General features: G+C 69.6%; 20 protein-coding genes. 6 read left to right on the forward strand and 14 right to left on the reverse strand.

Features of this window, described 5'->3' with window-relative positions; genetic code table 11:
• Nucleotides 1-330: 330 nt before the first annotated feature.
• The 14 genes from mutL to ACIRDX_RS10245 form a co-directional block, all read right to left on the reverse strand.
• Nucleotides 331-2,247 (reverse strand): DNA mismatch repair endonuclease MutL, encoded by a 1,917-nt coding sequence (gene mutL, locus ACIRDX_RS10180; protein ID WP_396625309.1) that lies wholly within the window; start codon nt 2,245-2,247, stop codon nt 331-333.
• Nucleotide 2,248: 1 nt separating this feature from the next.
• Nucleotides 2,249-3,292, reverse strand: a complete 1,044-nt coding sequence (gene corA, locus ACIRDX_RS10185; RefSeq protein ID WP_396625310.1) for a magnesium/cobalt transporter CorA — start codon at nt 3,290-3,292, stop codon at nt 2,249-2,251.
• Nucleotides 3,293-3,447: 155 nt separating this feature from the next.
• Nucleotides 3,448-6,300: a pyruvate, phosphate dikinase gene (ppdK, locus tag ACIRDX_RS10190; protein WP_396625311.1), complete on the reverse strand. Its 2,853-nt coding sequence runs from the start codon at nt 6,298-6,300 to the stop codon at nt 3,448-3,450.
• A gap of 43 nt (nt 6,301-6,343) precedes the next feature.
• On the reverse strand, nt 6,344-8,572 hold the full coding sequence (gene glyS, locus ACIRDX_RS10195; protein ID WP_396625312.1) for a glycine--tRNA ligase subunit beta: 2,229 nt from the start codon (nt 8,570-8,572) through the stop codon (nt 6,344-6,346).
• A 21-nt stretch (nt 8,573-8,593) separates the two neighbouring features.
• The gene (locus ACIRDX_RS10200) at nt 8,594-9,475 is read right to left on the reverse strand and encodes a glycine--tRNA ligase subunit alpha (RefSeq protein WP_396625313.1); all 882 of its coding nucleotides are present in this window, start codon (nt 9,473-9,475) and stop codon (nt 8,594-8,596) included.
• A complete protein-coding gene (gene recO / locus ACIRDX_RS10205; RefSeq protein WP_396625314.1) occupies nt 9,472-10,212 on the reverse strand; it encodes a DNA repair protein RecO in 741 nt (246 codons plus the stop codon). Before recO ends, ACIRDX_RS10200 begins: the two co-directional genes overlap by 4 nt.
• A 17-nt stretch (nt 10,213-10,229) precedes the next feature.
• Nucleotides 10,230-11,600 carry a magnesium transporter gene (gene mgtE, locus ACIRDX_RS10210; RefSeq protein WP_396625315.1) on the reverse strand — a complete coding sequence of 457 codons (1,371 nt, stop codon included), beginning with the start codon at nt 11,598-11,600 and terminating at the stop codon, nt 10,230-10,232.
• Nucleotides 11,601-11,764: 164 nt separating this feature from the next.
• On the reverse strand, nt 11,765-12,670 hold the full coding sequence (gene era, locus ACIRDX_RS10215; protein WP_396625316.1) for a GTPase Era: 906 nt from the start codon (nt 12,668-12,670) through the stop codon (nt 11,765-11,767).
• A gap of 3 nt (nt 12,671-12,673) precedes the next feature.
• Nucleotides 12,674-13,915 carry a hemolysin family protein gene (locus tag ACIRDX_RS10220; RefSeq protein ID WP_396625317.1) on the reverse strand — a complete coding sequence of 414 codons (1,242 nt, stop codon included), beginning with the start codon at nt 13,913-13,915 and terminating at the stop codon, nt 12,674-12,676.
• Nucleotides 13,912-14,388: an rRNA maturation RNase YbeY gene (gene ybeY, locus ACIRDX_RS10225; RefSeq protein ID WP_396625318.1), complete on the reverse strand. Its 477-nt coding sequence runs from the start codon at nt 14,386-14,388 to the stop codon at nt 13,912-13,914. Before ybeY ends, ACIRDX_RS10220 begins: the two co-directional genes overlap by 4 nt.
• A gap of 4 nt (nt 14,389-14,392) precedes the next feature.
• Nucleotides 14,393-15,277, reverse strand: coding sequence for a PhoH family protein (locus ACIRDX_RS10230; RefSeq protein ID WP_396625319.1), 885 nt, complete (start codon nt 15,275-15,277; stop codon nt 14,393-14,395).
• Between the two features lie 193 nt (nt 15,278-15,470).
• Nucleotides 15,471-17,231: an aspartate--tRNA ligase gene (gene aspS, locus ACIRDX_RS10235; RefSeq protein ID WP_396625320.1), complete on the reverse strand. Its 1,761-nt coding sequence runs from the start codon at nt 17,229-17,231 to the stop codon at nt 15,471-15,473.
• Between the two features lie 64 nt (nt 17,232-17,295).
• Entirely contained in the window at nt 17,296-18,666 is a 1,371-nt protein-coding gene (gene hisS / locus ACIRDX_RS10240) for a histidine--tRNA ligase (protein WP_396625321.1), read from the reverse strand.
• A gap of 14 nt (nt 18,667-18,680) precedes the next feature.
• The gene (locus ACIRDX_RS10245) at nt 18,681-19,229 is read right to left on the reverse strand and encodes a gamma carbonic anhydrase family protein (RefSeq protein WP_396625322.1); all 549 of its coding nucleotides are present in this window, start codon (nt 19,227-19,229) and stop codon (nt 18,681-18,683) included.
• Between the two features lie 250 nt (nt 19,230-19,479).
• Between ACIRDX_RS10245 and pheA the strand changes: the two genes are divergently transcribed.
• The 6 genes from pheA to ACIRDX_RS10275 all read left to right on the forward strand — a co-directional run.
• Nucleotides 19,480-20,346, forward strand: a complete 867-nt coding sequence (pheA, locus tag ACIRDX_RS10250; RefSeq protein ID WP_396625323.1) for a prephenate dehydratase — start codon at nt 19,480-19,482, stop codon at nt 20,344-20,346.
• Complete coding sequence (ilvD, locus tag ACIRDX_RS10255; protein WP_396625324.1) at nt 20,343-22,046, forward strand: dihydroxy-acid dehydratase; 1,704 nt, start codon at nt 20,343-20,345, stop codon at nt 22,044-22,046. The genes pheA and ilvD overlap by 4 nt, the downstream gene beginning before the upstream one ends.
• 37 nt (nt 22,047-22,083) lie before the next feature.
• On the forward strand, nt 22,084-23,793 hold the full coding sequence (ilvB, locus tag ACIRDX_RS10260; RefSeq protein ID WP_396625325.1) for a biosynthetic-type acetolactate synthase large subunit: 1,710 nt from the start codon (nt 22,084-22,086) through the stop codon (nt 23,791-23,793).
• A complete protein-coding gene (gene ilvN, locus ACIRDX_RS10265) occupies nt 23,790-24,344 on the forward strand; it encodes an acetolactate synthase small subunit (RefSeq protein WP_396625326.1) in 555 nt (184 codons plus the stop codon). Before ilvB ends, ilvN begins: the two co-directional genes overlap by 4 nt.
• A gap of 178 nt (nt 24,345-24,522) precedes the next feature.
• Nucleotides 24,523-25,557, forward strand: a complete 1,035-nt coding sequence (gene ilvC / locus ACIRDX_RS10270; protein WP_396625327.1) for a ketol-acid reductoisomerase — start codon at nt 24,523-24,525, stop codon at nt 25,555-25,557.
• 65 nt (nt 25,558-25,622) lie between these two features.
• The coding region (locus ACIRDX_RS10275) for a TolB family protein (RefSeq protein WP_396625328.1) at nt 25,623-26,899 on the forward strand (1,277 nt) is incomplete at its 3' end.

Genomic DNA, 26,899 nt, shown 5'->3' on the forward strand with positions numbered 1-26,899 from the left:
CGCTGCCGCAGCCGCAGTCCCACGCAAGGTCACGCGCAGGAGCCTCCGCCGAGAGCCATGCGAACAGCTCGGCCGGATAGGTCGGCCGCGCCTCCACGTAGCGATGCGCGACGACGCCGAAGTGGTCGGCAAAGCTGCCCATGGCCCGAGCATAGCGCCTGCGCACAATCGTGGCGACGTGTTCGACCGGGCCGGGCTCGGAGAGCCTGCCCTACCAGGATGACCGGAGAGGGACTGCTGGAAGGCCCTGCTCTCCCAACGCGGCGATGAAGAGCCCGGGCGCCTGCGCTGTGGTACCCCGTACCCGGCACCCGGTACCCGATTCCCGGCTCAGATGCGCTGAAAGTTCTTCTCGATCTCGCGGCGCGTCAGGCGCAGCAGCACGGGACGGCCGTGCGGACAGACGGTCGAGTAGGCCGTCGCGTGCAGTTCGTCGAGGATGAACTGCATCTTCTCGAGCGGCAGCGGGTCGTTGGCCTTGACCGCCGCGTGGCACGCCATCGTGGCCGCGATGTGCTTGAGCACGTCGTCGACACGCCCGGCCCGATCGAAGCCCTCGAGATCCTGCCCGAGGGCGCGCAGCGTCGGCTCCACGTCGCCCAACCCGATGAGCGCGGGCATCGCCGAGACGCGCACCGACTTGCCGCCAAACGGCTCGACCTCGAAGCCCAGTCGCTCGAGGTCGCCCATGTGCGCCTCGATGCCCGCCACCTGCGACGCATCCATCTCGAACACCAGCGGCGTCAGCAGCCGCTGGCTCTTGAGGGCGCCACGCGTGAGCCGCTCGTGGATGCGCTCGTACAGCACGCGCTCGTGGGCGACGTGCTGGTCGACGATCGCGATGCCGTCCTGATCGACGGCGAGGATGTAGGTGTGCCGGAACTGGCCGAGCGGCTTCATCGGCCGGATGTCGTCGCGCACCACGGCCTCGGCACGGCCGATGGCTGCCGTCGCGGCATCCAGCCCCGTGATCGCCGCCGTGAACGCGTCGTCCATGCGCCCGTCGGCACGAGTGGTCGTGGTCGGACTGTCTGCCCCTGCCTGATGCGCGGCGGCCTCCCAGGCGGCGAGGGCGTCGCCAGTGGGCCGGGCTGGGACAGCCGGCCCTACCTGTGATCCCAGTCCTTGAGACGCGTGCTGACCCGTCGCCACGGCACGCCACGGGTCCTGGCGGAACGTCGGGTCCGGCCGCAGCACGCCGGGCAGCATCGGCATGGCCGGCAGGTGCGCGGGCGCGATCGGCGTCTGCAGCCGCAGTTCCGGCACGGGCCCCGCACCCAGCGCATCGGCCAGCGCGCGGCGCAGCACCTCGTGCACGAGGCCCTGCTCGAGGAAGCGCACCTCGGCCTTGGTCGGATGCACGTTCACGTCGACGCGCTCCGGAGGCATCTCGATGAACAGGTGCACCTCGGGGCTGCGCTCCTTTACCGTCGCCACCGCATAGGCGGCCTGGATCGCGTGCGCAATCGTCTTGTCGCGGATGATGCGGCCGTTGACGTAGATGTTCTGCGGCCCGCGTCGCGGCCCCTGTTCCGCCAGCGGCGCGATGTAGCCGTGCACGCGGATGCCGCCCCCCTCGCGACGCACCTCCACCAGGTCGGGGCGCGCCTGGTAGATCTGGTAGAAGCGCTCGGCGACGTCGCCGGCCGGCGGGCAGTCGAGCAGCTTGCGGCTGCCGCTCGTCAGCTGGAAGCCGATCGTGGGCGCGCCGAGGGCGAGCTGAGTCATCAGGCGCGACACCTGCGCGGCCTCGGCCGACTCGGCCTTCAGGAACTTGCGCCGTGCGGGCAGGTTGTAGAAGAGATCGCGCACGTCGATGGTGGTGCCCTCGGGCGCCCCGACGTCGTGCATGCCCCTGGGCTCGCCGCCCTCGATGCGTACCTCCACGCCCGTCAGCGCGCCGCGTGCCCGCGTGCGCAGCGTGAAGCGCGACACCGACGCGATGCTGGGCAGTGCCTCGCCGCGAAAGCCGAGCGTGCGGATGCCGTCGAGGTCGGAGGCCACCTTGATCTTGCTCGTGGCATGCCGCTGCACGGCCAGCGCCGCGTCCTCGGGCGCCATGCCCTCCCCGTCGTCCTCGACGCGAATCAGCGCGCGCCCGCCCTGCTCGATCGCCACGGCGATGCGCCGCGCGCCGGCATCGAGCGCGTTCTCGACCAGTTCCTTGACGACGGAGGCGGGACGTTCCACCACCTCACCGGCCGCAATCTGGTTGGCGAGTGCGGGCGGCAGGATCGCGATCTTCACGTCAGACCCAGCCCCGTCGCTTGAAGTACCAGATCATCCCGCCGCTCATCACGAACATCACGAGGACGACGTCCCAGAACTGCGCCTGCTCGCCGCCAGGCATCATCGGGATGCGCACGTTCATCCCGTACAGGCTGGTGAGCACGGTGAGGGGCATGAAGATCGTCGCGATGAGGGTCAGGACCTTCATCACCTCGTTCATGCGGTTGGACACGAACGAGAGGTGCGCGTCGAGCACGCCGGTGACGCGGTCGTGGAAGGTGTTGGCCTCGTCCGACAGGCGCACGAGGTGATCGTGCACGTCGCGGAAGCGGTAGCTCAGTTGCTCGTCGACGGCCTCGAACTCCCGGCGCGCGAGCCTGGCAATCACGTCGCGCTGGGGCATCACCACGCGCCGCAGGGCGCCGACGTCGCGCTTGATGGCCAGGATCTGCCGCACGATCTCCTGGTTGTCGGTGCCGAACACCGCTTCCTCGACGTCGTCGAGGCGTTCCTCCAGGGCGCTCACCTCGGGCCGGTAGTTGTCGACCATCGTGTCGACGATGCGATGGACGAGCGCCATGGGGCCGTGCTCCATGACGAAGCCGTGGCGGGGACAGAGCCCCTGGACCGCGGCGATCGAGCGGGACGTGCCGTCGTGCACCGTCACCAGGCAGTTCGGCCCGATGAAGAAGTCGATGTCGTGCGTCGAGAAGCCGCCCTGTTTCGTGGCGTTCCAGTCGATGCCGTGAAGGATCAGGTAGAGGTAGCCGTCGTAGGGCTCGACCTTCGGGTGGTGCGACTCCCCCACCGCGTCCTCGACCGACAGCTCGTGGAAGTGGAAGACGTCCGACAGCAGGTGCCGCGTGGCGGCCGGATTGGCATTGCCGAGGTCGGCCCACACGAACATGCCGGAGTCGGGCGCGAGCCAGGCGGGATCGATCGCGTCGACCGCGCGGGTCTGGCCGCCGCCGTGCACGAAGATGGTGAGCGCCGCGCCCGGATCGGGCGGGGCGACCGACGCGAGGGCGTCGTCTGGACGGGTCGGCAGGGCGGCAGTCTCCATGGCCGCTCCCAGCAAAGCAGGTGTGGTCGGGTCAGGCAACAAGAAAAAAGGCGGGGATGGCTCCCCGCCTTCAATCAGTTCGGGTACCGGGTACCGGGTGCCGGATTCGAAGACCCGTACCCGGTACCCCGTACCCGGTACCCGGTCGTCCGCTGCTACTTCTTGCTCGCCGCGATCGCCGCCTGGGCTGCCGCGAGCCGCGCCACGGGGACGCGGAACGGCGAGCAGCTGACGTAGTCGAGGCCGAGGCTGTCGCAGAACTTGACCGAGTCGGGCTCGCCGCCGTGCTCACCGCAGATCCCGAGCTTGATGCCGGGGCGGGTGCTGCGGCCCTTCTCGACGGCGATGCGCATCAGCGCGCCGACGCCGGACTGGTCGATGGTCGCGAACGGGTTCTTCTTGACGATCTCCTCCTCCTCGTAGTGCGGGAGGAACGAGCCGGAGTCGTCGCGCGACATGCCGAGCGTCGTCTGCGTGAGGTCGTTGGTGCCGAAGGAGAAGAACTCCGCCGTGTGCGCGATCTCGTCGGCCGTCACCGCACCGCGGGGCACCTCGATCATGGTGCCGACGCTGTACTTGATGGTCGTCTTGCGCTCCTTCTGCACCTGGGCGGCCACCTCGTGGACGATCGCCACCTGCAGGTCGAGCTCCTTCTTGAAGCCGACCAGCGGGATCATGATCTCGGGGTGGGCCTTGTAGCCCTTCTTGTTGGCGTCGGCCGCCGCCTCGAACACCGCGCGCGCCTGCATCGCGGTGATCTCGGGGTAGCTGATGCCGAGGCGGCAGCCGCGGAAGCCGAGCATCGGGTTGAACTCGTGGAGTTCGTGCACCCGCTGCTGGATCTTGTCGACGGAGATGCCGAGCTTCTTCGCGAGATCCTTCTGCTGGTCCTCGGTGTTCGGGAGGAACTCGTGCAGGGGCGGATCGAGGAAGCGGATCGTCGCCGGGTACCCCTTCAGCTCCTTGAAGATGCCGAAGAAGTCCTCGCGCTGGTACGGGAGCAGCTTGTCGAGGGCGGCCTTCCGCGCGTCGAGCGTGTCGGCGAGGATCATCTCGCGCATCGCGTCGATGCGGTCGCCCTCGAAGAACATGTGCTCGGTACGCGTCAGGCCGATGCCCACGGCGCCGAACGCGAGCGCGTTGCGCACCTGCTCCGGCGTGTCGGCATTGGTGCGCACCGACATGCGGGTCGCCTCGCCGCACCACTTCATGAGCTGCACGAAGTTCTTGTACGTGCGGCCCTTCTTCGCCTCGGCGTCGCCGGCCACCAGGCCCGCGATGACCTCGGACGCGCCGGTCTCGATGTGGCCGGCGTACACCTCGCCCGCCGTGCCGTCGATCGACAGCCAGTCACCCTCGGCGTACTTCTTGCCGTCCACCGTGAGCGTGCGCTTGTCGTAGTCGACGTGCAGCGCCGCGGCACCGCACACGCACACCTTGCCCATCTGGCGGGCCACCAGCGCGGCGTGCGACGACACACCGCCGCGCGCCGTGAGGATGCCCTCGGCGGCGATCATGCCGCGCAGGTCCTCGGGCGACGTCTCGACGCGGACCAGCAGCACCTTCTTGCCCTTCGCAGCCGCTTCCACGGCGCGATCGGCGTTGAAGTACACCTCGCCGGACGCCGCGCCGGGACCGGCCGGCAGGCCCTTGGCGATCACCGTCGACTTCTTGACCGCGGCGCGGTCGAAGATCGGCGCCAGCACCTGGTCGAGCTGGTCGGCCGGCACGCGCATCACGGCGGTCTTCCAGTCGATGAGGCCTTCCTTCACCATCTCGGTGGCGATGCGGACCGCGGCCACGCCGGTACGCTTGCCGTTGCGCGTCTGCAGCATGTAGACGACGCCGTCCTGGATGGTGAACTCGAAGTCCTGCATGTCCGTGAAGTGCGACTCCAGGACCTTGCGGATGCGCTCGAGCTCCTTGTACGCCTTCGGCATCTGCTTGGCGAGTTCGGCCACCGGCTCCGGCGTGCGCACGCCGGCCACCACGTCCTCACCCTGCGCGTTGAGCAGGAACTCGCCGTAGAACACCTTCTCGCCCGTCGCGGGGTCGCGCGTGAACGCCACGCCCGAACCCGACTCGTCGCCGGTGTTGCCGAACACCATCGCCTGCACGTTGACCGCCGTGCCCCACTCGGCCGGGATGTTGTACTTGCGGCGGTAGACGATCGCGCGGTCGTTCATCCAGGAGCCGAACACGGCGCCGACGGCGCCCTGCAGCTGCTGCCACGGGTCGGTCGGGAACGCCTTGCCCGTGCGCTCCTTCACCAGCTTCTTGAAGCGGACGATGATCTCCTTGAGATCGTCGGCGCTCAGCTTGTTGTCCTCGAGGTGGCCGTTGCCGTACACCTCGTGCTTGTAGCCCTCGAGCACGGTCTCGAACGGCTCGTGGTCCTCGCCGGCGCGCTTCTGCACGCCGATGACGACGTCGCCGTACATCTGGATGAAGCGACGGTAGCAGTCCCACGCGAAGCGCGGGTTGCCGGTGGCGCGCTCGAGCGCGATCACCGTGTCGTCGTTCAGGCCCAGGTTGAGGATCGTGTCCATCATGCCGGGCATGGAGTCACGCGCGCCCGAGCGGACGGCGACGAGCAGGGGGAACTTGCTCGCGTCGCCGAACTTCACGCCCATGACCTTCTCGATCTTGGCGATGCCGTTACGGATCTGCGCGTCGAGGGCGGCCGGGTAGGTCCGCTTGTTCGCGTAGTAGTACGTGCAGACCTCCGTCGTGATCGTGAAGCCGGCGGGCACGGGCAGGCCGATGCGCGCCATCTCGGCGAGGTTGGCGCCCTTGCCGCCGAGCAGCGGCTTCATCGAGCCGTTGCCGTCGGCCTTGCCGGCGCCCCAGCTGTAGACGTACTTGTCGGCCTTCGCGGAAGCGGCCGGGGCGGCCTTGCGGGTCGCGGCCTTGCGCGGGGCGGCCTTGCGGGCCGGGACGGACTTCCGGGTGGCGGGACGCGCGGCCTTGCCCGAGGGCTTGCTGGCGCGTGCGGCTTTCTTGGCCATGAACGCTATGACTCCTGTTGTGCGTGGGTGAAGGCGGGGCGCATCAGGCCTGGGGCCCCGCGATGGAGGAGAGATCCGCAATGGCCCGCACGCTGTCGCGCAGGACCGCCAGCAACCCCAGGCGGGCCTGACGCAACGCGGCGTCGTCGGCCATCACGAAGACATCGGTGAAGAACCTGTCCACTGCCGGCCGCAACGCGGCGACCTCCTGCAGGGCACGCACGTAATCGGCCTGCCCCACTGCCGCCGCGATGCTCGCCCGGCGCGACTCCAGCGCGTCGGCGAGGGCCTGTTCGGCGGGTTCCTGCAAGGCCGCCCGGATACCCGACAGGTCACGCTGCGGGTCGGCCGGCGGCACGTCCTTGACGATGTTGCTGGCGCGCTTGAAGAGGGCGGCCAGCGGCTCGAAGTCGGCCGACGGGCGCACCGCCCGCACGGCATCGAGACGCTGCCGGGCCGACAGCGGCGACAGGCCGGCCAGGCCCTGCCCCTCGGGCAGCACCGCCGCGATCTCGTCGGCCTTGTAGCCGCGCTTCTCGAACAGGAACCGCAGGCGGTCGACGACGAACGCGCCGAGCGCGTCGGCCTTCGCCGTCGGGTCCGTGACGACGCCCTGCGCCGCGTAGCCGGCCTGCGCCTGCGCCACCAGCGCATCGAGGGCGACCGGGCGCGTCACGCCGCCCACCTCGGGCAGGTCGACGAGTACCTTCACGAGGCCCTGCGCCGCACGACGCAGCGCAAACGGGTCGCGCGTGCCGGTGGGCACCTCGCCCGCGGCAAACAACCCGACGAGCGTGTCGAGGCGATCAGCGGCGGTGACGGCAGCCCAGGTGATGGCCGCCTCGCCCAGGTGCGCCGCCGACGGCGGCTGCGCGGCCTCGACGCCGAGCGGCTGGTACTGGTGATGGATGGCCTTCCACACCATCTCGCCGAGTCCGTCCTCGCGGGCGTAGATGCCGCCCATCTGGCCCTGCAGCTCGGTGAACTCGCGCACCATGTCGGTGGTCAGGTCGGCCTTGGCCAGCCGTCCCGCCGTGGCCGCGGCCTCGGCCTGCGCCGGCGTGCCACCGAACGCCTCGGTCACGATCCAGCCCGCCAGTCGGCCGAGGCGCTCGGCCTTGGCCGCATAGCTCCCGAGTGCCTTGTGGAACAGCAGCGTGTCGAGCCGGGCCAGCTTGGCCTCGAGCGGCGCGCGCCGATCGGCGTCCCAGAAGAAGCGCGCATCGCGCAGCCGCGCGGTGAGGACGCGCTCGGCGTTGATGGCAATCTTCTGCGGCTGCTCCACCTCGATGTTGGTCACCGCCAGGAACGCCGGCAGCAGCTTCTGCTGGTCGTCGAGCACCGGGAAGTAGTGCTGGTGGTGAATCATCGTCGTCGACAGCACCTCGTCGGGCAAGGCGAGGAACTCGGGCGGGAACACGCCGGCCACCACCGACGGGTACTCGACCAGGTCGGCGACCTCGTGCAGCAGCGCGGGCTGCGAGGCGACGCGGCCGCCCAGGCGCCGCGCGTGCGCGTCGAGTTCACGCACCAGGCGGTCGTGCCGCTCCGAGTGCTCGAGCAGGACGAAATGCTCGCCCAGTCGCTGCTTGTAGTCGCTGACGCTGCGGACCTTGACCGAACGGCCTGGCCGGCCGCTCATCGCGAGGAACCGGTGACCGTACGTGAGCGGGCCGGTGCGGATGTCCTGCACCAGGTTGGACTGCGCGCCGGGGTTGCGCCGGATGACGAAGGGCACCACCCGCCCGCCGAACAGGAACAGCATCCAGCGAATCGGCCGGCCGAACGTGAACTCGCCCTTCCCGTCGTCGAGCCACGCGTCCCAGCGCATCTGCTTCGGGAAGGCGAGGTCGCGCAGCGTCGCCGCCAACACGTCGGGCAGCACGTCCACGGTGGCCTTGCCGCGCTCGCGCCGGACCACCGAGAGGTACTCCCCCTTCGGCGTGGTCACGCGGAGCAACTCGCCCACCTCGACGCCGTGCTTGCGCGCAAAGCCGACCGCCGCCGGCGTCGGCGTGCCGTCGGGCCCGAAGGCGGCCGACACGGCCGGGCCGCTGACGTTCTCCTCGAGGTCGCTCTGCCGCTCCGACAGGCGCGAGACGTGCGCGGTGAGGCGGCGCGGCGTGGCGCTGCTCTCGACCGGACCGTCGATCGTGAGGCGGAAGTCCTTCAGCCGCTGCCCGAGCCGCTGGGCCAGCTGCTCGGTGAGGCCCGGCAGCCACGACGCGGGAAGTTCCTCGCAGCCGATCTCGAGCAGAAGTTCGCGATCCATCCGGTGGTCGAGTCCTCTCGGCTAGGCGCCGGCGACGGGGGCCTCGGCGTCGACGCCCGCGTACTTGCGGGCGATCGCCACGGCCAGCTGGCGGACGCGCAGGATGTAGGCCGTGCGCTCGGTGACCCCGATGCCGCCACTGGCGTCGAGGGTGTTGAACAGGTGCGAGCACTTCAGGCAGTGCTCGAGGGCGGGAAGCACGAGACCGTCGCCAATCAGGCCTTGCGCCATGGCGTAGTGCCGGTCGAAGAGGTCCCGATTGAACGCCGCGAACGCCTCGCCGCCGATGCCGACCTGCCCGAACGCGTACTTGCTCTGCTCGACCTCGTCGCGGTGGCGCACGTCGCCGTACTTCACGCCCGGCGCCCACTCGAGGTCGTACACGTTGGTGACCTTCTGGAGCACCATGCAGAGGCGCTCGAGGCCATAGGTCAGCTCGGCCGAGATCGGCGACAGTTCCATGCCGCCGGCCTGCTGGAAGTAGGTGAACTGGGTGATCTCGAGGCCATCGAACAGCACCTGCCAGCCGATGCCCCAGGCGCCGAGCGTCGGCGACTCCCAGTTGTCTTCCTCGAAGCGGACGTCGTGGGCCCGCGTGTCGATCCCGCACGCCTCCAGGCTCTGGAGGTAGAGGTACTGCACCTCGTCGGGCGCAGGCTTCAGGATGACTTGAAACTGGTGGTGCTTGTAGAGGCGGTTGGGGTTCTCGCCGAAGCGCCCGTCGGCCGGCCGCCGGGACGGCTGCACGTACGCCACGTTCCAGTGTTGCGGACCGAGCACCCGCAGGAACGTCTCTGGCGACATGGTGCCGGCGCCGACCTCGAGGTCGAGCGGTTGCTGCAGGAGACATCCCTGCGCGGCCCAGTACTGCGAGAGCTTGAAGATGAGGTCCTGAAAGGTCACGGGTTGATCTCACGCAGCACGCGGGCCGCACGCGGCTCGCGATCGAGGTGCCACACCAGCAGCAGGCGATGCGCCGCCGCCAGTGGCCCGAGCGCCTCGCCCGGGACGGTCATGTCGCCGAGCCGCCCGGGCGCGACGACCGCCGCCGCCCCCAGGAACTCCAGCGCCGCCGCCGGCATCGCCACGCCCTGGGCATGCGACGCGCACTGCCGGCACAGGAACCAGTGCGACCGGGGCTCCAGCACGGCCCCATCGCGCAAGGGCGCCCCGCACTGCGGGCACGCCTGAATCGAGGGGTACACCCCCTGCAACCGCAGCAGCCAGTACTCGAAGTACCGGGCCACCCGATCGGCCGCGACACCGGCCTCCAGCGCCTCGAGCACCGCGACCCCCAGGCGATACAGCCGCTCCTGCGGGTCGTTCTCGGGCGCCCATTCGTCCAGCAGCTCCGCGAAGTAGCTCGCGTAGGTGCAGGCCTCGCCGCCCACGCTCATCGGCGACCCGAGCACGTCGGCGTAGTCGAGCCGCACCAGATCCCGGAGCTCGCGCTCCTGGTACGCCATCCGCACGTGGGTGAACGGCTCCAGGGCCCCGCCGAACCGCTTGCGCGACCGGACTCCCCCGCGGGCGACTCCGCGCTTCTTCCCGCGGTCGCGCGTCAGGAACACGACAATCCTGTCGCTTTCCCCGAGCCGGTACGTCCGCAGCACGAGCGCCTCGCCAGAGTGCAGCGGCATGCGGCCAGTCCGTTATTCTACCCCGCCCCGCCGAGATGCTTCAGGACGACGGTGGCCAGGCCGAGAAATGCGAAGAACCCGAACATGTCGGTCAGCGGCGTGATGAACGCCGAGGAGGCCAGCGCCGGGTCGACCTTCAGGGCACGCAGGCCGAGGGGCACCAGCGTGCCGGCCGTGGCCGCCACGAACATGTTCATGACCATGGCGACGCCCAGGATCAGGCCCAGCCACGGGTTGCCCTGCACCAGCCAGGCCGCGCCGGCGGCCACGATCCCCAGGCCCAGGCCATTGCCCAGCCCCACCAGGATCTCCTTGAACAGCGCCCGCCGCGAGTTGGCCGGGTTGAGCTCGCCCAGGGCGATGCCGCGCACGATCACCGTCAGCGTCTGCGTGCCCGCGTTGCCGCCGAGGCCGGCCACGATGGGCATGAACACGGCCAGCGCCGTCACCTGCGAGATGGTGCCCTCGAACAGCTTGACGACCCCGGCCGACCCGAAGGCCGTGAGCAGGTTCACGTACAGCCACGGCAGCCGCTTGCGGAGCGAGCTCGCCGGGGGCGAGAAGACGCTGTCGTCGGTCGACACGCCGGCCAGGCGGTAGATGTCCTCGGTGGCCTCGTCCTTGATGACGTCGATCACGTCGTCCACCGTGATCACGCCCACCAGCTTGTTCTCGAGGTCCACCACCGGGATGGCCAGCAGGTTGTACGAGGCGACCTGCCGGGCCACTTCCTCCTGGTCGGTATCCACGCGGACGCTCAGGAGTTCCCCGCCGGCGATGCGCTTCAGGGGCGTCTCGGGCGCCACCAACAGCAGGCGCCGCAGCGACGTCACGCCCACCAGGTGATTCCGCTCGTCGACGGTGTACAGATAGAACACCATCTCGACGTCGCGCGCCGACTGCAGTTCCGTGATCGCCTCGCCCACCGTCAGCTCCTCGGAGAGGGCGAAGACGTTGGGGTTCATGATGCGACCGGCGGTGTACTCCGGGTACTCGAGGAGTTCCTCGACCTCGGTGTCCTGCTTGCCGCGCATGAGGTCGAGGACGCTGCGCGAGAGGTCCTCGGGCAGGGCCTCGATGATGGCGGCGGCGTCGTCGGACTCGAGTTCCTGGACGTAGCGGGCGATGTCCTCGGCCGACCGCCCCTCGAGCAGGTGCGCGCCGATCTCCGGCCCGAGCTCGCTCAGGGCCTCCATGGCATGACGCGGGCTGCGGTCGAGCAGGACGTCGAAGGCGGTCTGCCGGTCGCGGTCGGTCAGTTCGCCCAGCACCGCCGCCAGGTCGGCGGGGTGCTGTTTCTGCAGCAGGTTCAGCAGGTTCGCGCTCGCCCCGACGCGGATCAGCCGCTTGACGGAGGCAAGGACGACGTCGATCTTCCGCTGCGCCATGGTGAGGGGGTGAGGCGTGTCCCGATCGTCACCGTGACGTCACGGGGCACACAGATCGGGTCAAGGTATCACGGCGCCGGCCGTCGACCGCCGGGATACCACACAGGTAGGGCCGGGTGTCCCACCCGGCCGTCGTCAGGAACGGCGCGATGGGACATCGCGCCCTACCTTTTGCGCTTCGTCTGCGGCAGCCCGAGGTCGTCGAGGGTGCGGTCGCTCTCACGCCAGTCCTCCTTGACCTTGACGTGCAGGTCCAGGTACACGCGGCGCTCGAAGAAGGCCTCGATCTGCTGGCGGGCGGCGGTGCCGATCGCCTTGATCATCTCGCCGCCCCGGCCGACGATGATCGGCTTCTGGGACGGCTCCTCGACGAGGATGCTGCAGTAGATCGCCAGCGGCGCCTCCTCGTCTTCCTCGTCTTCCTCCCAGCGGTCCACCACCACCGCTGTCGTGAACGGCAGTTCCGCGCGCGTCAGGGCCAGGACCTGCTCGCGCACCATCTCGGCGGCCAGCACGCGCGACGACTGGTCGGTCAGGTAGTCGTCGGGGTACAGCGGCGGGCCCTCGGGCAGGTGCGCCAGGAGCACCTGCGCCAGGGTCTCGACGTTGTCGCCGTCGGCCGCCGACACGGGCACCACGTCGGCAAACGCGTACTTGCCGCTGAACCACTCGATGATCGGCAGCAGCTTGTGCTTCTTCAGGCGATCGATCTTGTTGAGCACCAGGACGACCGGCTGCGAGATCTGCGGGAGCAGTCCCAGCAGGAACTCCGTGCCGCGTCCCACATCCTCCGAGGCATCGATCACCAGCGCGACCACGTCGGCCTCGCGCGCCGCGCCGATCGCCGCGTCGACCATCCGCACGTTCATGCGGTGCATCGGGCGATGCACGCCCGGTGTGTCGAGGAAGAGGATCTGCCCCTCGGGCAGGTTCTTCGCCCCGAGGATGCGCGTGCGCGTCGTCTGCGGCTTGTCCGAGACGATCGCCAGGTGCGCGCCGACCATGCGGTTCAGCAGGGTGGACTTGCCCGCGTTCGGGCGTCCGAGCAGTGACACGAAGCCGGACCGCATGGGCTACGCCTCTCCTTCCGCCGGCAATCGCCGGACGCGGACCTTCAGCACGCGGCGGCGCTCGGCCTCGAGCACCTCGATGTCGAGCCCATCCTCCACCACGTGCTCGCCCGCCACGGGCACCCGCCCGAGCCGGCTGAGCAGGTAGCCGCCAATCGTCTCGAAGCCCTCGCGCTCGATCGCCACGCCGAGCCGCTCGGTGAGTTCGTCGATGTCCACCTTGGCGCTGAACACCCAGGTGTCGTCGGGCTCCTCCACGATGGGATCGGCCTCGACGTCGTACTCGTCGCGAATCTCGCCGACGAGTTCCTCGACCAGATCCTCGACGGTGACCAGGCCGGCCGTGCCGCCGTACTCGTCCACGACCAGCGCCGTCTGCGTCCGCGCCCGCTGCAGGTCCTTCAGCACGTCGTTGGCACGGCGCGTCTCGGGCACCGCATGCGCCGGGCGCACCAGCGCCTCGAACGATGCCGCATCGGGCTGCTCGGCGCCCTTGAGGAACACGTCCTTCATGTGGACGAACCCGACGACGTCGTCCAGGCTCTCGCGGTAGACGAGCAGGCGCGAGTACTCCGACTCGCGCAGGCGTGCCCGCAGGTCGCCGAGCGTCGCATCGGCGCGGATGCCGACGATGTCGGGACGGGGCGTCATCACCTCGCGCACCAGCCGGTCCTGGAAGCCGACCATCGAGCGGAACAGTTCGCGGGCCTCATCCTCGTCGTCCTCGGCGTCCTCCGGTGTCTCTTCGCCCTGCGCCGACGCGACGATCTCCTCGGCTTCGGGTTCGTCGCCATCCGCCCGGCGTTCGGCCGCGCCGTCGGCGCCCGCCACCAGGGTCGTGAGCGGGGCGAACGCCCGCGCCACGATCGCGAAGGACGGCAGCAGCAGCGTGAGCACCTGCTGCGGGTTCCGGCGCACCAGGATCTGCGGCAGCACGAGGAAGCAGACCAGCACGAACGCCAGCATCGACACCAGGAACAGCCAGAGGCCGTGGTCGGTGCGGCCCACGCCCTCGACATGCGCGAGCAGGACCGCGACGATGACCGTGTCGATGCCGAGCAGGACCCGCGCCGGAAAGAACAGCGCCGGCGGATCCTCGAGGAAGGTCGTGAGCACGTCGTTCGAACCGCTCGAGCTCTCCGCCATCAGGCGCAGCGAGAAGCGCATGATGGCGCTGAACGCCGCGAGCACCGTGCCGAGGTACACCGCCAGGCACGCCAGCAGGAAGACGATGAGCGGAATCACGCGCGCGACTCCCGCTCGATGAGGCCGGCCGCCAGGCCACCCTTGCGGCGCAGGCGCGCCTCGACGCGACGCATCTGCCCCTCGTCGGTCTCGTGGTCGTAGCCGAGCAGGTGCAGCAGCCCGTGCAGGGCGAGCACCTTCAGCTCCGTGCCGTAGGCGTGCCCGGCCTCCCTGGCCTGCCGCGTCGCCACGCCCGTCGCGATCACGATGTCGCCGAGGTGCCGCTGCTGCCCGCGCACGCGCGGCCCGTCATCGTCGGCAGGGAACGAGAGGACGTCGGTGGCGTAGTCCTTGTCGCGCCACTCGCGGTTGAGGCGCCGCATGGCCGTGTCGCCGACCAGCACGACGGTCACGCTGCCGCGCGCCCGGGCCGGCGCCGTCGCGGCGAGCCAGCGCGCGAGGCCCGGCACGCGCACCGGTCGCCCGTCGCGCGTGCACACCGTGATGTCCAGGGTCGGAGGGTCCGCGTCCATGGCGTCAGGCGCGCGGCGTACCGACTGTGCCCGCCGCGCCGGCCTCCTGCGCCGCGTAGGCCTGCACGATCAACTGCACGAGCTTGTGGCGCACGACGTCGCGATCGGTGAAGTGCACGAACGCGAGCCCCTCGACCTTGCCGAGGATCCGGATGGCGTCGATGAGGCCCGAGGGGCGGCCATACGGGAGGTCGATCTGCGTGATATCGCCGGTCACGACGGCCTTGCTGCCGAAGCCGAGGCGCGTGAGGAACATCTTCATCTGCTCGGAGGTCGTGTTCTGCGCCTCGTCGAGGATGACGAACGCGTCGTTCAGCGTGCGCCCGCGCATGAAGGCGAGCGGCGCCACCTCGATGGTGCCGCGCTCCAGCAGGCGCTCGACCTTGTCGGCCTCGAGCATGTCGTAGAGCGCGTCGTACAGCGGCCGCAGGTACGGATTGACCTTCTCCTGCAGGTCGCCCGGCAGGAAGCCCAGCTTCTCACCGGCCTCGACGGCCGGCCGCGTCAGCACGATGCGGCTGACCTTCTTGGCGAGCAGGCTCGCCACGGCCTGCGCCATCGCGAGGTAGGTCTTGCCGGTGCCCGCGGGGCCGACGCCGAACACGATGTCGTGCTTGTCGATGGCCTCGAGGTAGGTGCGCTGCGTCGGCGTCTTGGGCACCACCTGCCGCTTGGCCGAGGCGCGGACGCTGCCCTTGAGGAAGTGATCGCGCAGGTCGAGGTCGGGGTGCTGGGCCGCGAGGCGCATCGCGTCCTTGACCTCGCCGCGCGCGAAGCGGTAGCCGTCGCGCAGCAGCGCACCGAACTGCCCCACGAAGGCCTCGACGCGGTCGAGTCGCTCCGCAGCGCCGTCGACCACGAGCTCGTGCCCGCTGGTGCGGACACTCACGCCGAACAGCTCCTCGAGCAGGCGCAGGTTGTCGTCGTAGGCGCCGAACAGGACGTCGACGCCCTGGTCGGGGACCGGAATGGAACGTGGGACCGGGGCTACGATACCGGCTATCTCCTCGAGGACGGACGGCCGTGAGGGCCGTCCCTGCCGACTGCGTGTGCGTGGGTCGACGCTAGCATGGCCCCTGCGGTCAGGCAAGCGGCTTGAGGTGCAGTTCCTTCCACTGTCGCGCGTCGACCGTCGATGGCGCATCCGACATCAGGTCGACGGCCGCAGCGGTCTTCGGGAACGCGATCACGTCGCGAATGGACGGCTCGCTGGCCAGCAGCGCGACGATGCGATCGAGGCCGAGGGCGATGCCGCCATGGGGCGGCGTGCCGTACTCGAGCGCGTCGATGAAGAAGCCGAAGCGCAGCTTGGCGTCCTCGTCACTGATGCCGAGCAGGCGAAACAACTGCCGCTGGATCTCGGGGTCGTGGATACGGATGCTGCCGCCGCCGATCTCGCTGCCGTTGAGCACGAGGTCATAGGCCTTGGCCGCGCACTCGCCCGGCGCCTCGGTCATGCGCGGCAGGTCGGCGTCGGACGGCGACGTGAACGGGTGGTGCATCGCCACCCAGCGCTTCTCGTCCTCGTCCCAGTCGAACAGCGGGAAATCGACGACCCAGAGGAACTCGAACTTCGCCGGGTCGACCAGGTTGAAGCGCTTCGCGAGCGACAGCCGCAGCGCACCGAGCAGCTTGGACACCTGCGCCTCGGTGCCGGCCGTCATCAGCAGCAGCCCGTCGGTGCCGGCGCCGGACGCCTCGAGCGCACGCGTCAGCGCCTCCTCACCCATCGCCTTGGCCGAGGTGGCAAGGCCCTTCTCCGTCTGCCGCGCCCACAGCAGGCCGCCGGCGCCCATCTCGATGGCCTCGGCGACGATCTTGTCGACCTCGGCGCGCGAGATCTTCGCGCCGCCAGGCACCACCAGCCCGCGGAGCACGCCGCCGCTGGCGAGCGCCTCGCGCACCGGGCCGAACGGCGTCTCGGCAAACAGCGCGCCGAGGTCCTGGATCTCCATGCCGAAGCGGAGGTCGGGCTTGTCCGAGCCATAGCGCGCCATCGCCTCCTTGTAGGGCATGGTGCGGAACGGCGTCGTGATCGCGATGCCGGCGACGGCGAAGATTTCCTTGATCAGGGGCTCGATCAGCGAGAACACGAGGGCCTGCGACGCGAACGAGATCTCGACGTCGACCTGCGTGAACTCGGGCTGGCGGTCGGCGCGCAGGTCCTCGTCGCGGAAGCACTTGGTGATCTGGAAGTACCGGTCGAGGCCGGAGATCATCAGGATCTGCTTGAAGATCTGCGGCGACTGCGGCAGCGCGAAGAACTCGCCCGGATGCACGCGGCTCGGCACGAGGTAGTCGCGCGCGCCCTCCGGCGTGCTCTTGGTGAGGATCGGCGTCTCGATCTCCAGGAACCCGTTGGCGTCGAAGTACCGCCGGATCGCCATCGTCAGCTTGTGCCGAAGAATCATGTTCTTCTGCATGCGCTGGCGGCGCAGGTCGAGATAGCGGTAGCGGAGGCGCGTGTCCTCGGCCACGAACGACTCGTCGGCGATCGAGAACGGCGGGCGACGCGCGTCGTTGAGCACGCGCAGTTCCCCGATGCGGACCTCCACCTGCCCGGTGTCGAGCTTGTCGTTGACCGTGTCGGCCGACCGCGGCGCCACCTGCCCGAGGATCGCGACCACCATCTCGGTCTTGAGCTTCTTGGCCTGCCCGAGGAGCGGCTCGGCCTCGGTCACCACCTGCGTCACGCCGTGACGGTCGCGGATGTCGAGGAAGATGACCGCGCCCATGTCGCGCACGCGGTGCACCCAGCCGAGCAGCACGACGTCCTGGCCGACGTGCTCGGTCCGCAGTTGGCCGCAGGTGTGAGTTCTGTAGAGATCGCCGAGAAGGTCCATTGATGCAATCGTAGCGGCCGGACTCGTCCGGCCGGAATCTGGCCCGAGGGCTGCGGGCTACAGCCTACAGGCTATCTGAGGAGGCGGGCGTGAGCAGGTCGCGCAGGACCGGTCCGGCACCGGCGCGCGGCACCCGCCGCTGCTCGCCTGTCCGCAGGTCCTTCACCGTGATCTCCCCGGCCGCCTTCTCGTCGTCGCCCTCGATGACGACGAGCGGGACGCCCGTGGATGCCGCGTACTTGAACTGCTTGCCGAGCTTGTCGGCGTCCGGGTAGACCTCCACCCGCAGGCCGTGGGCGCGCAGCGCATGCGCCAGGGCGAGGGTCTCGCCGGCCGTGGCCGCGTTCCACTGCGCCACCAGGACGTCGGCCGCCGTGGCGGCGATGTGGGCCGGGAACATCGCCCGCTCCCCCATCACGACCAGGATGCGTTCCAGGCCGAGCGAGAAGCCGGCGGCTGGCACCGACTGCCCGAGGAACATGCCGACCAGGTTGTCGTACCGACCACCCCCGCCGAGGCTGCCGGCCAGGTCGGGCACCGTCATCTCCATGATGCAGCCGGTGTAGTACGACAGCCCCCGGGCCAGGCTCAGGTCCACGCGCAGCTGCCCCGCCGCCGGCGTGTGGGCCGCCAGCGCCAGCACCTCGCGCATCGTGGCGATGCCCGCAATCGCCGCCTCGTGGCCGGCCACGAAGGCCTCCACACGGTCGAGCGCCGCCGCGTTGTCGGCCGCCACGGCCCCGGTGACGGCCGCAGCCCCGAGGATGCCCAGCACCGTGTCGGCCAGCGCCGGCGCCAGCCCACGCTGCTCGTACTCGGCCTTCACGCCGTCGAGCCCGATCTTGTCCAGCTTGTCGAGGGCGACGAGGGCCTCGCCGTGCTTGTCGGCGGGCACGCCCGCCACGTCGAGTACCCCGGCCAGCACGGCCCGGTGGTTCAGGCGGAGCACCGCGTCGGAAAACCCGAGGGCCTGCATCGCCTCGCAGGCCGCGGCGCACAACTCGGCCTCGACCACCGGCGACGTCGATCCGGTGGCGTCCACATCACACTGGTAGAACTCGCGGAAGCGACCACGCGCCGGGCGGTCGGCCCGCCACACCGGCTGGATCTGGTAGCGCTTGAAGTACTTCGGCAGCGTGCCGCGATGCTCGGCGACGACGCGCGACAGCGGCACGGTGAGGTCGTACCGGAGGGCCAGGTCGGCCTGTCCCGACGCCTCGTGCTCGCCGCGCTTCAGGATCTTGAAGATGAGCTGGTTGCCCTCCTCGCCGTACTTGCCGAGGAGCGTCTCGATGTTCTCGACGGCCGGTGTCTCGAGCGGCTCGAAGCCGTAGCGCTCGTAGACGGCCCGGATGACGCCGATCACGTAGGCGCGGCGACGAACGTCGGGCGGCAGGAAATCCCGCATGCCGCGGGCAGGCGCTGTGGAAGCCATGCGATGCCCCGGCGTCAGCCGCGGCCCTCCCCTGCCTGCCGGGGTGCGTCCGGTGGCGGGTCCATGTAGTCGAGCCGGTAGCCCACGTAGCGCGCGGCGTAGTCGAGGATGGATGCCACTTCGGCGTCGGTCAGCGCCCGCTTGACCTTGCCGGGACTGCCCATCACGAGCGAACGCGGCGGAATCACCGTGCGCTCGGTCACCAGGGCGCCGGCGGCCACGATGGAGTCGGCCCCGATCACCGCCCCGTTCAGCACGATGGCCCCCATCCCGATGAGGCACCGGTCCTCGATCGTGCAGCCGTGAATCAGGCAGCCGTGCCCGATGGTCACCTGGTCGCCGATGGTCGTGGGGTGCGTGCCGCGCATCACATGGACGATGGTGCCGTCCTGGATGTTGGACCGGGCGCCAACGCGGATGCGGTGCACGTCGCCCCGCACCACGCAGTTCATCCAGACACTGGCCTCGGGGCCCAGGGTGACGTCGCCGATGACCTGGGCGCTCTGGTCCACGAAGACCGAAGCGTCGAGCTGGGGCCATTGGCCACGGTACGGGCGGAGCATGAACGGGTGATTATAGCCGGGTACCGGGTACCGGGGTCATGACTCATGCCTCATGACTCATGACTCATGCCAAGGGCGAAGGGTAAAGGGCGAAGGGAGAAGGGAGAAGGGAGAAGGCCAAAGGCCGACCGACGAAGGCGGCGCCGGAGGCTGTCGTCCATGCGCGGGCCGCATCCAATAAATCCCCCGCATGATTGCCTAACGAATATAACTTTGACTTACGATCGTCGACCCTGCAGGATGGGAAGGCATGGTCGTGGCCTATCAGGGAGAACCGGGGGCATACAGCGAGGCGGCGGCCCAGAAGCACGCCCCCGACGCGACCCTCCTCCCCTGTCCGAGCTTCGAGGACGTGTTCCGCGCGGTACAGGGCGGGACGGCGGCGCTCGGCGTGCTGCCCATCGAGAACTCGATCGGCGGCACCATCCACCGCAACTACGACCTGCTGCTCGAGCATCCGCTGCACATCGTGGGCGACGTCGACCTGCGGGTGGTGCACAGCCTGATCGCGCTGCCGGGCACCACGATGGACCAGATCCGGCAGATCTATTCGCACCCGCAGGCCCTGGCCCAGTGTGACCGCTACCTGCGGCAACTGCCGGGCGTCGAGGTCGTGGCCTCGTACGACACGGCCGGCAGCGTCAAGCTGATCAAGGACCGCCAGCTTGCGGGTGCGGCGGCGATTGCGTCCGAGCGGGCCGCGGCGGTATTCGGCCTGCAGGTGCTCCAATCGGGCATCCAGGACTTCGCCGACAACATCACCCGCTTCCTTGTCGTGTCGCCCGCGCCAGTGCCGGCAGAGGCCACGACCACCAAGACCACCATCGTCTTCACCCTGTCCAACGAGGCCGGCGCGCTGTTCAAGGCGCTCAGCGTCTTCGCGCTGCGGGGCATCGACCTGACCAAGATGGAATCGCGTCCGCTGCAAGGACGCCCCTGGGAGTACCTGTTCTACGTCGACCTCGCGGTCGGCGCGCAGGACGCGCGCTGTGCGCGTGCCCTCGCCCATCTCGGCGAGTTCGCTCCCATGCTCCGGAACCTCGGGTCGTACCCCTCCACGCTGCTGCCCCGTTCGACGGCCGCGCCGGCGCCGCTGCCGGCCGGAGCCCAGGCATGAGCGACCTGAACAAGCACAAGAGCGCCGCCCTCACGGACGGCCCGAATCGCGCCGCCGCGCGCGCCATGTTGAAGGCCTGCGCCTTCACCGACGAGGATCTCGCCAAGCCGCTGGTCGGCATCGCGAACACCTGGACCGAGATCGGCCCGTGCAACTTCCACCTGCGCCGGCTCGCCGAGCACGTCAAGGACGGCGTGCGCAAGGCGGGCGGCACGCCGATGGAGTTCAACACGATCGCCGTGTCGGACGGCATCACGATGGGCGCCGAGGGCATGCGCGCGTCGCTGGTGAGCCGTGAGGTCATTGCCGACTCGATCGAACTGGTCACCTTCGGGCATCACCTCGACGCCGTCGTGATGCTCTGCGGCTGCGACAAGACCATCCCCGGGACGATCATGGCGCTCGCACGCCTGAACATCCCCGGGGTGATCCTCTACGGCGGCTCGATCGAGCCCGGGTCGTGGCAAGGCAAGGACGTCACGATCCAGGACGTGTTCGAGGGCATCGGCGCGCAGGCCGCGGGCCGCATCAGCCTGATCGAGCTCAAGGACCTCGAGGACAAGGCCTGCCCCGGCGCGGGCGCCTGTGGCGGCCAGTTCACCGCCAACACGATGGCGATGGTGGCCGAGTTCCTCGGCGTGGCGGCCATGGGCAGCGTGAGCATCCCGGCCACGCACCCGGCCAAGGAAGCGGCGGCCGAGCAGGCGGGCCGGCTGGCGATGGAGAACCTGGCGCGCGGCGTCCGCCCGCGCGACCTCATCACCCGCGCGGCCATCGAGAACGCGATCGCCGGCATCGTGGCGACCGGCGGCTCGACCAACGCCGTGATGCACCTGCTGGCCATCGCCACCGAGGCCGGCGTCACGCTCGGCATCGACGACTACAACCCGATCAACGACCGCACGCCGCTGCTCGCGGACCTGAAGCCTGGCGGCCGCTACGTGGCGTCGGACCTGCACAAGGCGGGCGGTACGGGCGTGGTGTGCCAGCGCCTGGTCAACGCGGGGCTGATCGACGGCCGCGCGCAGACGGTCACGGGCCGCACGATCGGCGAGGAGGCCGCGGCGGTCGTCGAGACGCCGGGCCAGGATGTCGTGCGTCCGTTCGACGCGCCGCTGAAGCCCACGGGCGGCCTGCTGATCCTGAAGGGCAACATCGCGCCGCACGGTTCGGTGGTGAAGGTCGCGGGCTCGTCGCTCGCGGGGCACCAGGGGCCGGCGCGGGTCTTCGAGGGCGAGGAAGCCTGCTTCGCCGCGGTGCAGGCCGGCGGGATCAAGGCCGGCGACGTCGTCGTGATCCGCCACGAGGGACCGAAGGGTGGTCCCGGCATGCGCGAGATGCTCGGCGTGACGGCCGCCATCATGGGCGCGGGACTCGGCGACAAGGTCGCCCTGCTCACCGACGGCCGCTTCTCCGGCGCGACGCGCGGCCTGATGGCCGGACACGTCTCTCCCGAAGCCGTCAACGGCGGCCCCATCGCGGCCATCCGCGACGGCGACGTCATCACGTTCGACCTGAAGAATCGCCGCCTCGACATGGCGGTGGACGACGACGAAATCGCGCGGCGGCTTGCGGCGTATGTGCCGCCGGCGCCGCGCTACACGACGGGGGTCATGGCCAAGTACGCCAGCCTCGTCTCGTCGGCCTCCGAGGGCGCCATCACGCGCCCGGCGGCCACGCTCGCCAACCCGACTCGGTAGCCTCCAGCCCGAAGCCTGTAGCCCAAAGAGCTTTCATATGAAGAAGACCGGAGCACAAATCCTGTGGGAGAGCCTGGTGCGCGAAGGCGTCACCTGCGTGTTCGGCTACCCCGGCGGCGCGATCCTGCCGGCGTACGACGCGATGCTCGACTACCCGATCCGCCACATCCTGGTGCGCCATGAGCAGGGCGCCACGCACATGGCCGACGGCTATGCGCGCGCCACCGGCCAGGTCGGCGTCGCCATCGCGACCAGCGGCCCCGGTGCGACCAACATGGTCACCGGCATCGCCACCGCGATGATGGACTCGGTGCCGATCGTCTGCATCACCGGCCAGGTGGGCAGCAAGGCCATCGGGTCGGACGCCTTCCAGGAGACCGACATCACGGGCATCACGCTGCCGGTCACCAAGCACAACTACCTGGTGACCCGCCCCGAGGACGTCGCCCGCGTGGTGCGCGAGGCGTTCTACGTGGCGCGCTCGGGTCGCCCGGGCCCGGTGCTCATCGATATCACCAAGGACTGCCAGCAGTCGTCGTGCGAGTTCGTGTGGCCGGAGGCGCCCAAGCTGCGCGGCTACCGTCCCTCGCACACGCCGAGCTCGCGTGAGGTCGACCAGGCGCTCGACCTAATCCACTCGGCCAAGCGCCCGTTGATCCTGGCGGGCCGCGGCATCCAGTTGTCCAACGCGCGCGAGGCCGTGCTGAAGTTCGCCGAGCAGGCCAACGTGCCGATCGCGACGACGCTGCTCGGCCTGGGCGCCATCCCGGCCAGCCACCCGCTCAACCTCGGCATGATGGGCATGCACGGCGAGGCCTGGGTCAACACCGCGATCCAGGAAGCCGACCTGCTGCTGGCCTTCGGCATGCGGTTCGACGACCGCGTGACGGGCAACGTCAAGACCTACGCGCCGAACGCCAAGAAGATCCACATCGACATCGACCCGGCGGAGCTCAACAAGAACGTGCGCGTCGACGTCGGCCTGATCGGCGACCTGCGCGAGACGCTCGAGGGCCTGCTGCCGCGCATCGAGAACTGTGACCGCAACGACTGGATCTCCTACATCTCGATGCTCAAGGGCGACTCGGCCGTCCGCGACATCCAGAACCTCCCGGACAACGGCCACCTGTACGCGGCGCACGTCATCAACGACCTGTGGCGCGAGACCCGCGACCGCGAGACGATCGTCGTGACCGACGTCGGCCAGCACCAGATGTGGGAGGCGCAGTACTACAAGCACGAGGAACCGCGCTCGCTCATCACCTCGGGCGGCCTCGGCACGATGGGCTTCGCGCTGCCCGCGGCCATCGGCGCCAAGGTGGCGCGGCCCGACGCGGAAGTGTGGGTGGTCGTCGGCGACGGCGGCTTCCAGATGACGATGTGCGAGCTGGCGACGATTGCCCAGGAGGGCATCGACATCAACATCGCCATCATCAACAACGGCTTCCTCGGCATGGTGCGCCAGTGGCAGGAGTTCTTCTACGAGCGCCGCTACGCCGCCACGCCGCTGGTCAACCCCGACTTCGTCAAGCTCACCGAGGCCTTCGGCCTGAAGGCCATGCGCGTCGAGACGCGTGGCGACGTGGTGCCGTCCGTGCGTGAGGCGCGCCGCCACCAGGGCACGGTCCTCATCGACTTCCGCGTCGAGCAGGAAGACTCGGTGTACCCGATGGTGCCCGCCGGCAACGACCTCCACAACATGATCCGGCGCCCCAGCGCCATCGTCGAAACGGGAGCGGACGCATGAACACCTTCGTGGTGCTCGTCGAAGACCATCCTGGCGTCCTCACCCGCGTGAGCGGGCTCATCCGGCGCCGCGGCTTCAACATCGACTCGATCACGGTCGGCCACACCGAGACCGCAGGCGTGTCGCGCATGACGATTGCGGTGGAGGCCGACGAGTTCGGCGCCCGCCGCATCGAGGCGAACCTGTACAAGCTGATCGAGGTGCTGCGCGTCGACAACGTCACGCGCCGCCCGGCGATCTTCCGCGAGCTGTGCATCCTCAAGGTGAAGACCACGCCCGAGACGCGGGCGCAGATCTTCCAGCTCGCGTCGGTGTACCGCGCCCGCATCATCGACGTCTCGCCCGAGTCGCTGGTGGTCGAGATCACCGGCAACGAGGACAAGGTCCAGAGCCTGATCGACGTGCTCGATCCGTACGGCATCGTCGAGATGGCCCGCACCGGCCGCCTCGCGATGCTGCGCGGCACCGGCACGGCCAGCAAGCCACCCGAGGACGAGCAGGACTTCGGCGCCGCCAAGGCCGAGGAAGACCTGATCTCGCACTCGGTGTAGGTCGCGCGGCCGGGTGCACGCCCCGGCCGCCGCTCAGGCAGCAGGCCACAGGCGTCAGGCCACCCGAGACGCCAGCCCCAATCGCCCATTGCCCAGGCAGGCTGCAGCCCGTAGGCTGTAGCCTCTTTCAACGAGGGCCGACGGCCGCAGGCCGAAGGCCGATTTCTTCCGGAACACGATGGCCGCTCAAATCTTCTACGACAACGACGCCGACCTCTCCCTCATCCAGGGCAAGAAGGTCGCGATCATCGGCTATGGCTCGCAAGGACACGCGCACGCGCTGAACCTCAAGGACAGCGGCGTCGACGTCCGGATCGGCCTGCGTGCCGGCAGCACCTCGGCCGCCAAGGCGCAGGCCGCCGGCGTCCGCGTGGTCAGCGTGGCCGATGCGGCCGCCGAGGCCGACGTGATCATGATGCTGGCGCCCGACACGGTGCAGCCGGGCGTCTACAAGAAGGACATCGCGCCGCACCTCACGGCCGGCAAGATGCTGATGTTCGCCCACGGCTTCAACATCCGCTACAACACCATCGTGCCGCCGGCCGACGTCGACGTGACGATGGTGGCGCCCAAGTCGCCGGGGCACCGCGTGCGCGAGGTGTTCGAGGAGGGCGGCGGCGTGCCTGGCCTCATCGCCATCCACCAGGACGCCAGCGGCCACGCGCGCGCGCTGACGATGTCGTACGCCAAGGGCATCGGCGTGACCCGTGCAGGCGTGATCGAGACGACGTTCACCGAGGAGACCGAGACCGACCTGTTCGGCGAGCAGGCCGTGCTGTGCGGCGGCACCGCCGAACTCGTGAAGGCCGGCTTCCAGACGCTCGTCGAGGCAGGCTACCAGCCGGAGATCGCGTACTTCGAGTGCCTCCACGAGCTCAAGCTCATCGTCGACCTCATGTACCGCGGCGGCCTGAACTACATGCGCTACTCGGTGAGCGACACCGCCGAGGCCGGTGACTACTACACCGGTCCGCGCATCATCACCGACGAGACCCGCAAGGCGATGAAGCAGGTCCTGGCCGAGATCCAGGACGGCACGTTCGCCCGCAACTGGATCAAGGAGAACGAGGACGGCCGTCCCTGGTTCAACAAGGTGCGCGCCGAGGAGCAGACGCAGACGCTCGAGGAAGTCGGCGCCAAGCTCCGCGCGATGATGCCCTTCCTGAACCCGGTCACGCACAAGCCGCAGGAGCAGAACGCGCCAGTCGCGTAGGGACGGCTACGGGCCACGGGCGACAGGCTACCTGCGGGTGGCCTGTCGCCTGTAGGCTGTAGCCCATGCTCCAGCGCCACGCGCCCATCTTCACCCTCGCGCTCCTCCTGCTCTCTGGCGCGGCGCGTGGCGCGCAGGATCCTCCCTCCTCCCCGCGCGTGCCGACCGTCGACGAACTCGTCGAGCTCGGGTCGGTCGCCGCGCCCACCATCTCGCCTGACGGGCGATGGATCGCCTACGAAGAGACCATCACCGACTGGGAGAAGGACGCCTTCGTCGCGCAGATCTTCGTCGCCGACACGAAGACGGGCACGGTGGTCCAGCTCACCCGTGGGCGCCAGATCGGCGATCTCGAGTGGTCCCCCGACAGCAAGTGGATCACCTTCCTGCGGGGTGTCGACGACAAGGCGCAACTCCACGCCATCCGCCCCGACGGCGGCGAAGCGCTCGTCCTCTCGAAGCACGACGCCGGCATCACCAACCATGAGTGGACGCCCGACGGACGCACGATCGTCTTCAGCGCGCCCGAGGGGGAACCGGCCGCCGACAAGGCGCGCAAGGACGCGTACGGCGAATTCACGGTCGTGCACCGCGACTACCTGCCTGCGCACCTGTGGACCGTCGACGTCGCCGAGGCCCTGAAGGCGCCCGCGAAGGGCCGTCAGCGCACGCGAGGCGCTGGCCGCCATGTCCAGGCGTTCGATGTCTCCCCCGACAGCACCCGCGTCGCGTTCGCGGCCACGACCACGCCCGACCTGATCGACGGCGGGACGGCCGACATCCACGTGCTCGACCTGGCGTCCGACGCGGTACGCAGGGTGGTGTCGCAGCCTGGTCCCGACTCGAACCCCCGCTGGTCGCCGGACGGTCGTCGCCTCGCGTTCGGCTCGGCGATGGGCGTCACGAAGTACTTCCACGCGAACGGTCGCGTCGCCGTCGTCGATGCAGACGGGGGCCGCGTCACCTCGCTCACCGACACACTGGATGAAGACGCGACCCTGGTCGCATGGACGCCGAACGGCCTGTACATCACCGCCGCGCAGAAGACGGCGTCGCACCTGTTCCGGGTGGATCCGCAGGCACGCACGGTCACACGCGTGTCCTCGCCGGATGCGTTCATCCTGCAGTCGGCCTCCTTCACCGCCGACGGCCGTACACTGGGCTTCCTCGCGTCGTCGGGCACGACGCTCCCCGAGGTGTACGTCAGCGACTCGACGACGTTCGCGCCGCGCGCGTTCACGACGCGCTCGACGCGGCTCGCCAACTGGACGCTCGGTACGCGCGAGGTCATCAGCTGGAAGAGCCAGGACGGCGAGACGATCGAGGGCGTGCTCGTGAAGCC

Origin of the sequence: Luteitalea sp. (assembly GCF_044337415.1) — a bacterium.
GTDB lineage: Bacteria > Acidobacteriota > Vicinamibacteria > Vicinamibacterales > Vicinamibacteraceae > Luteitalea.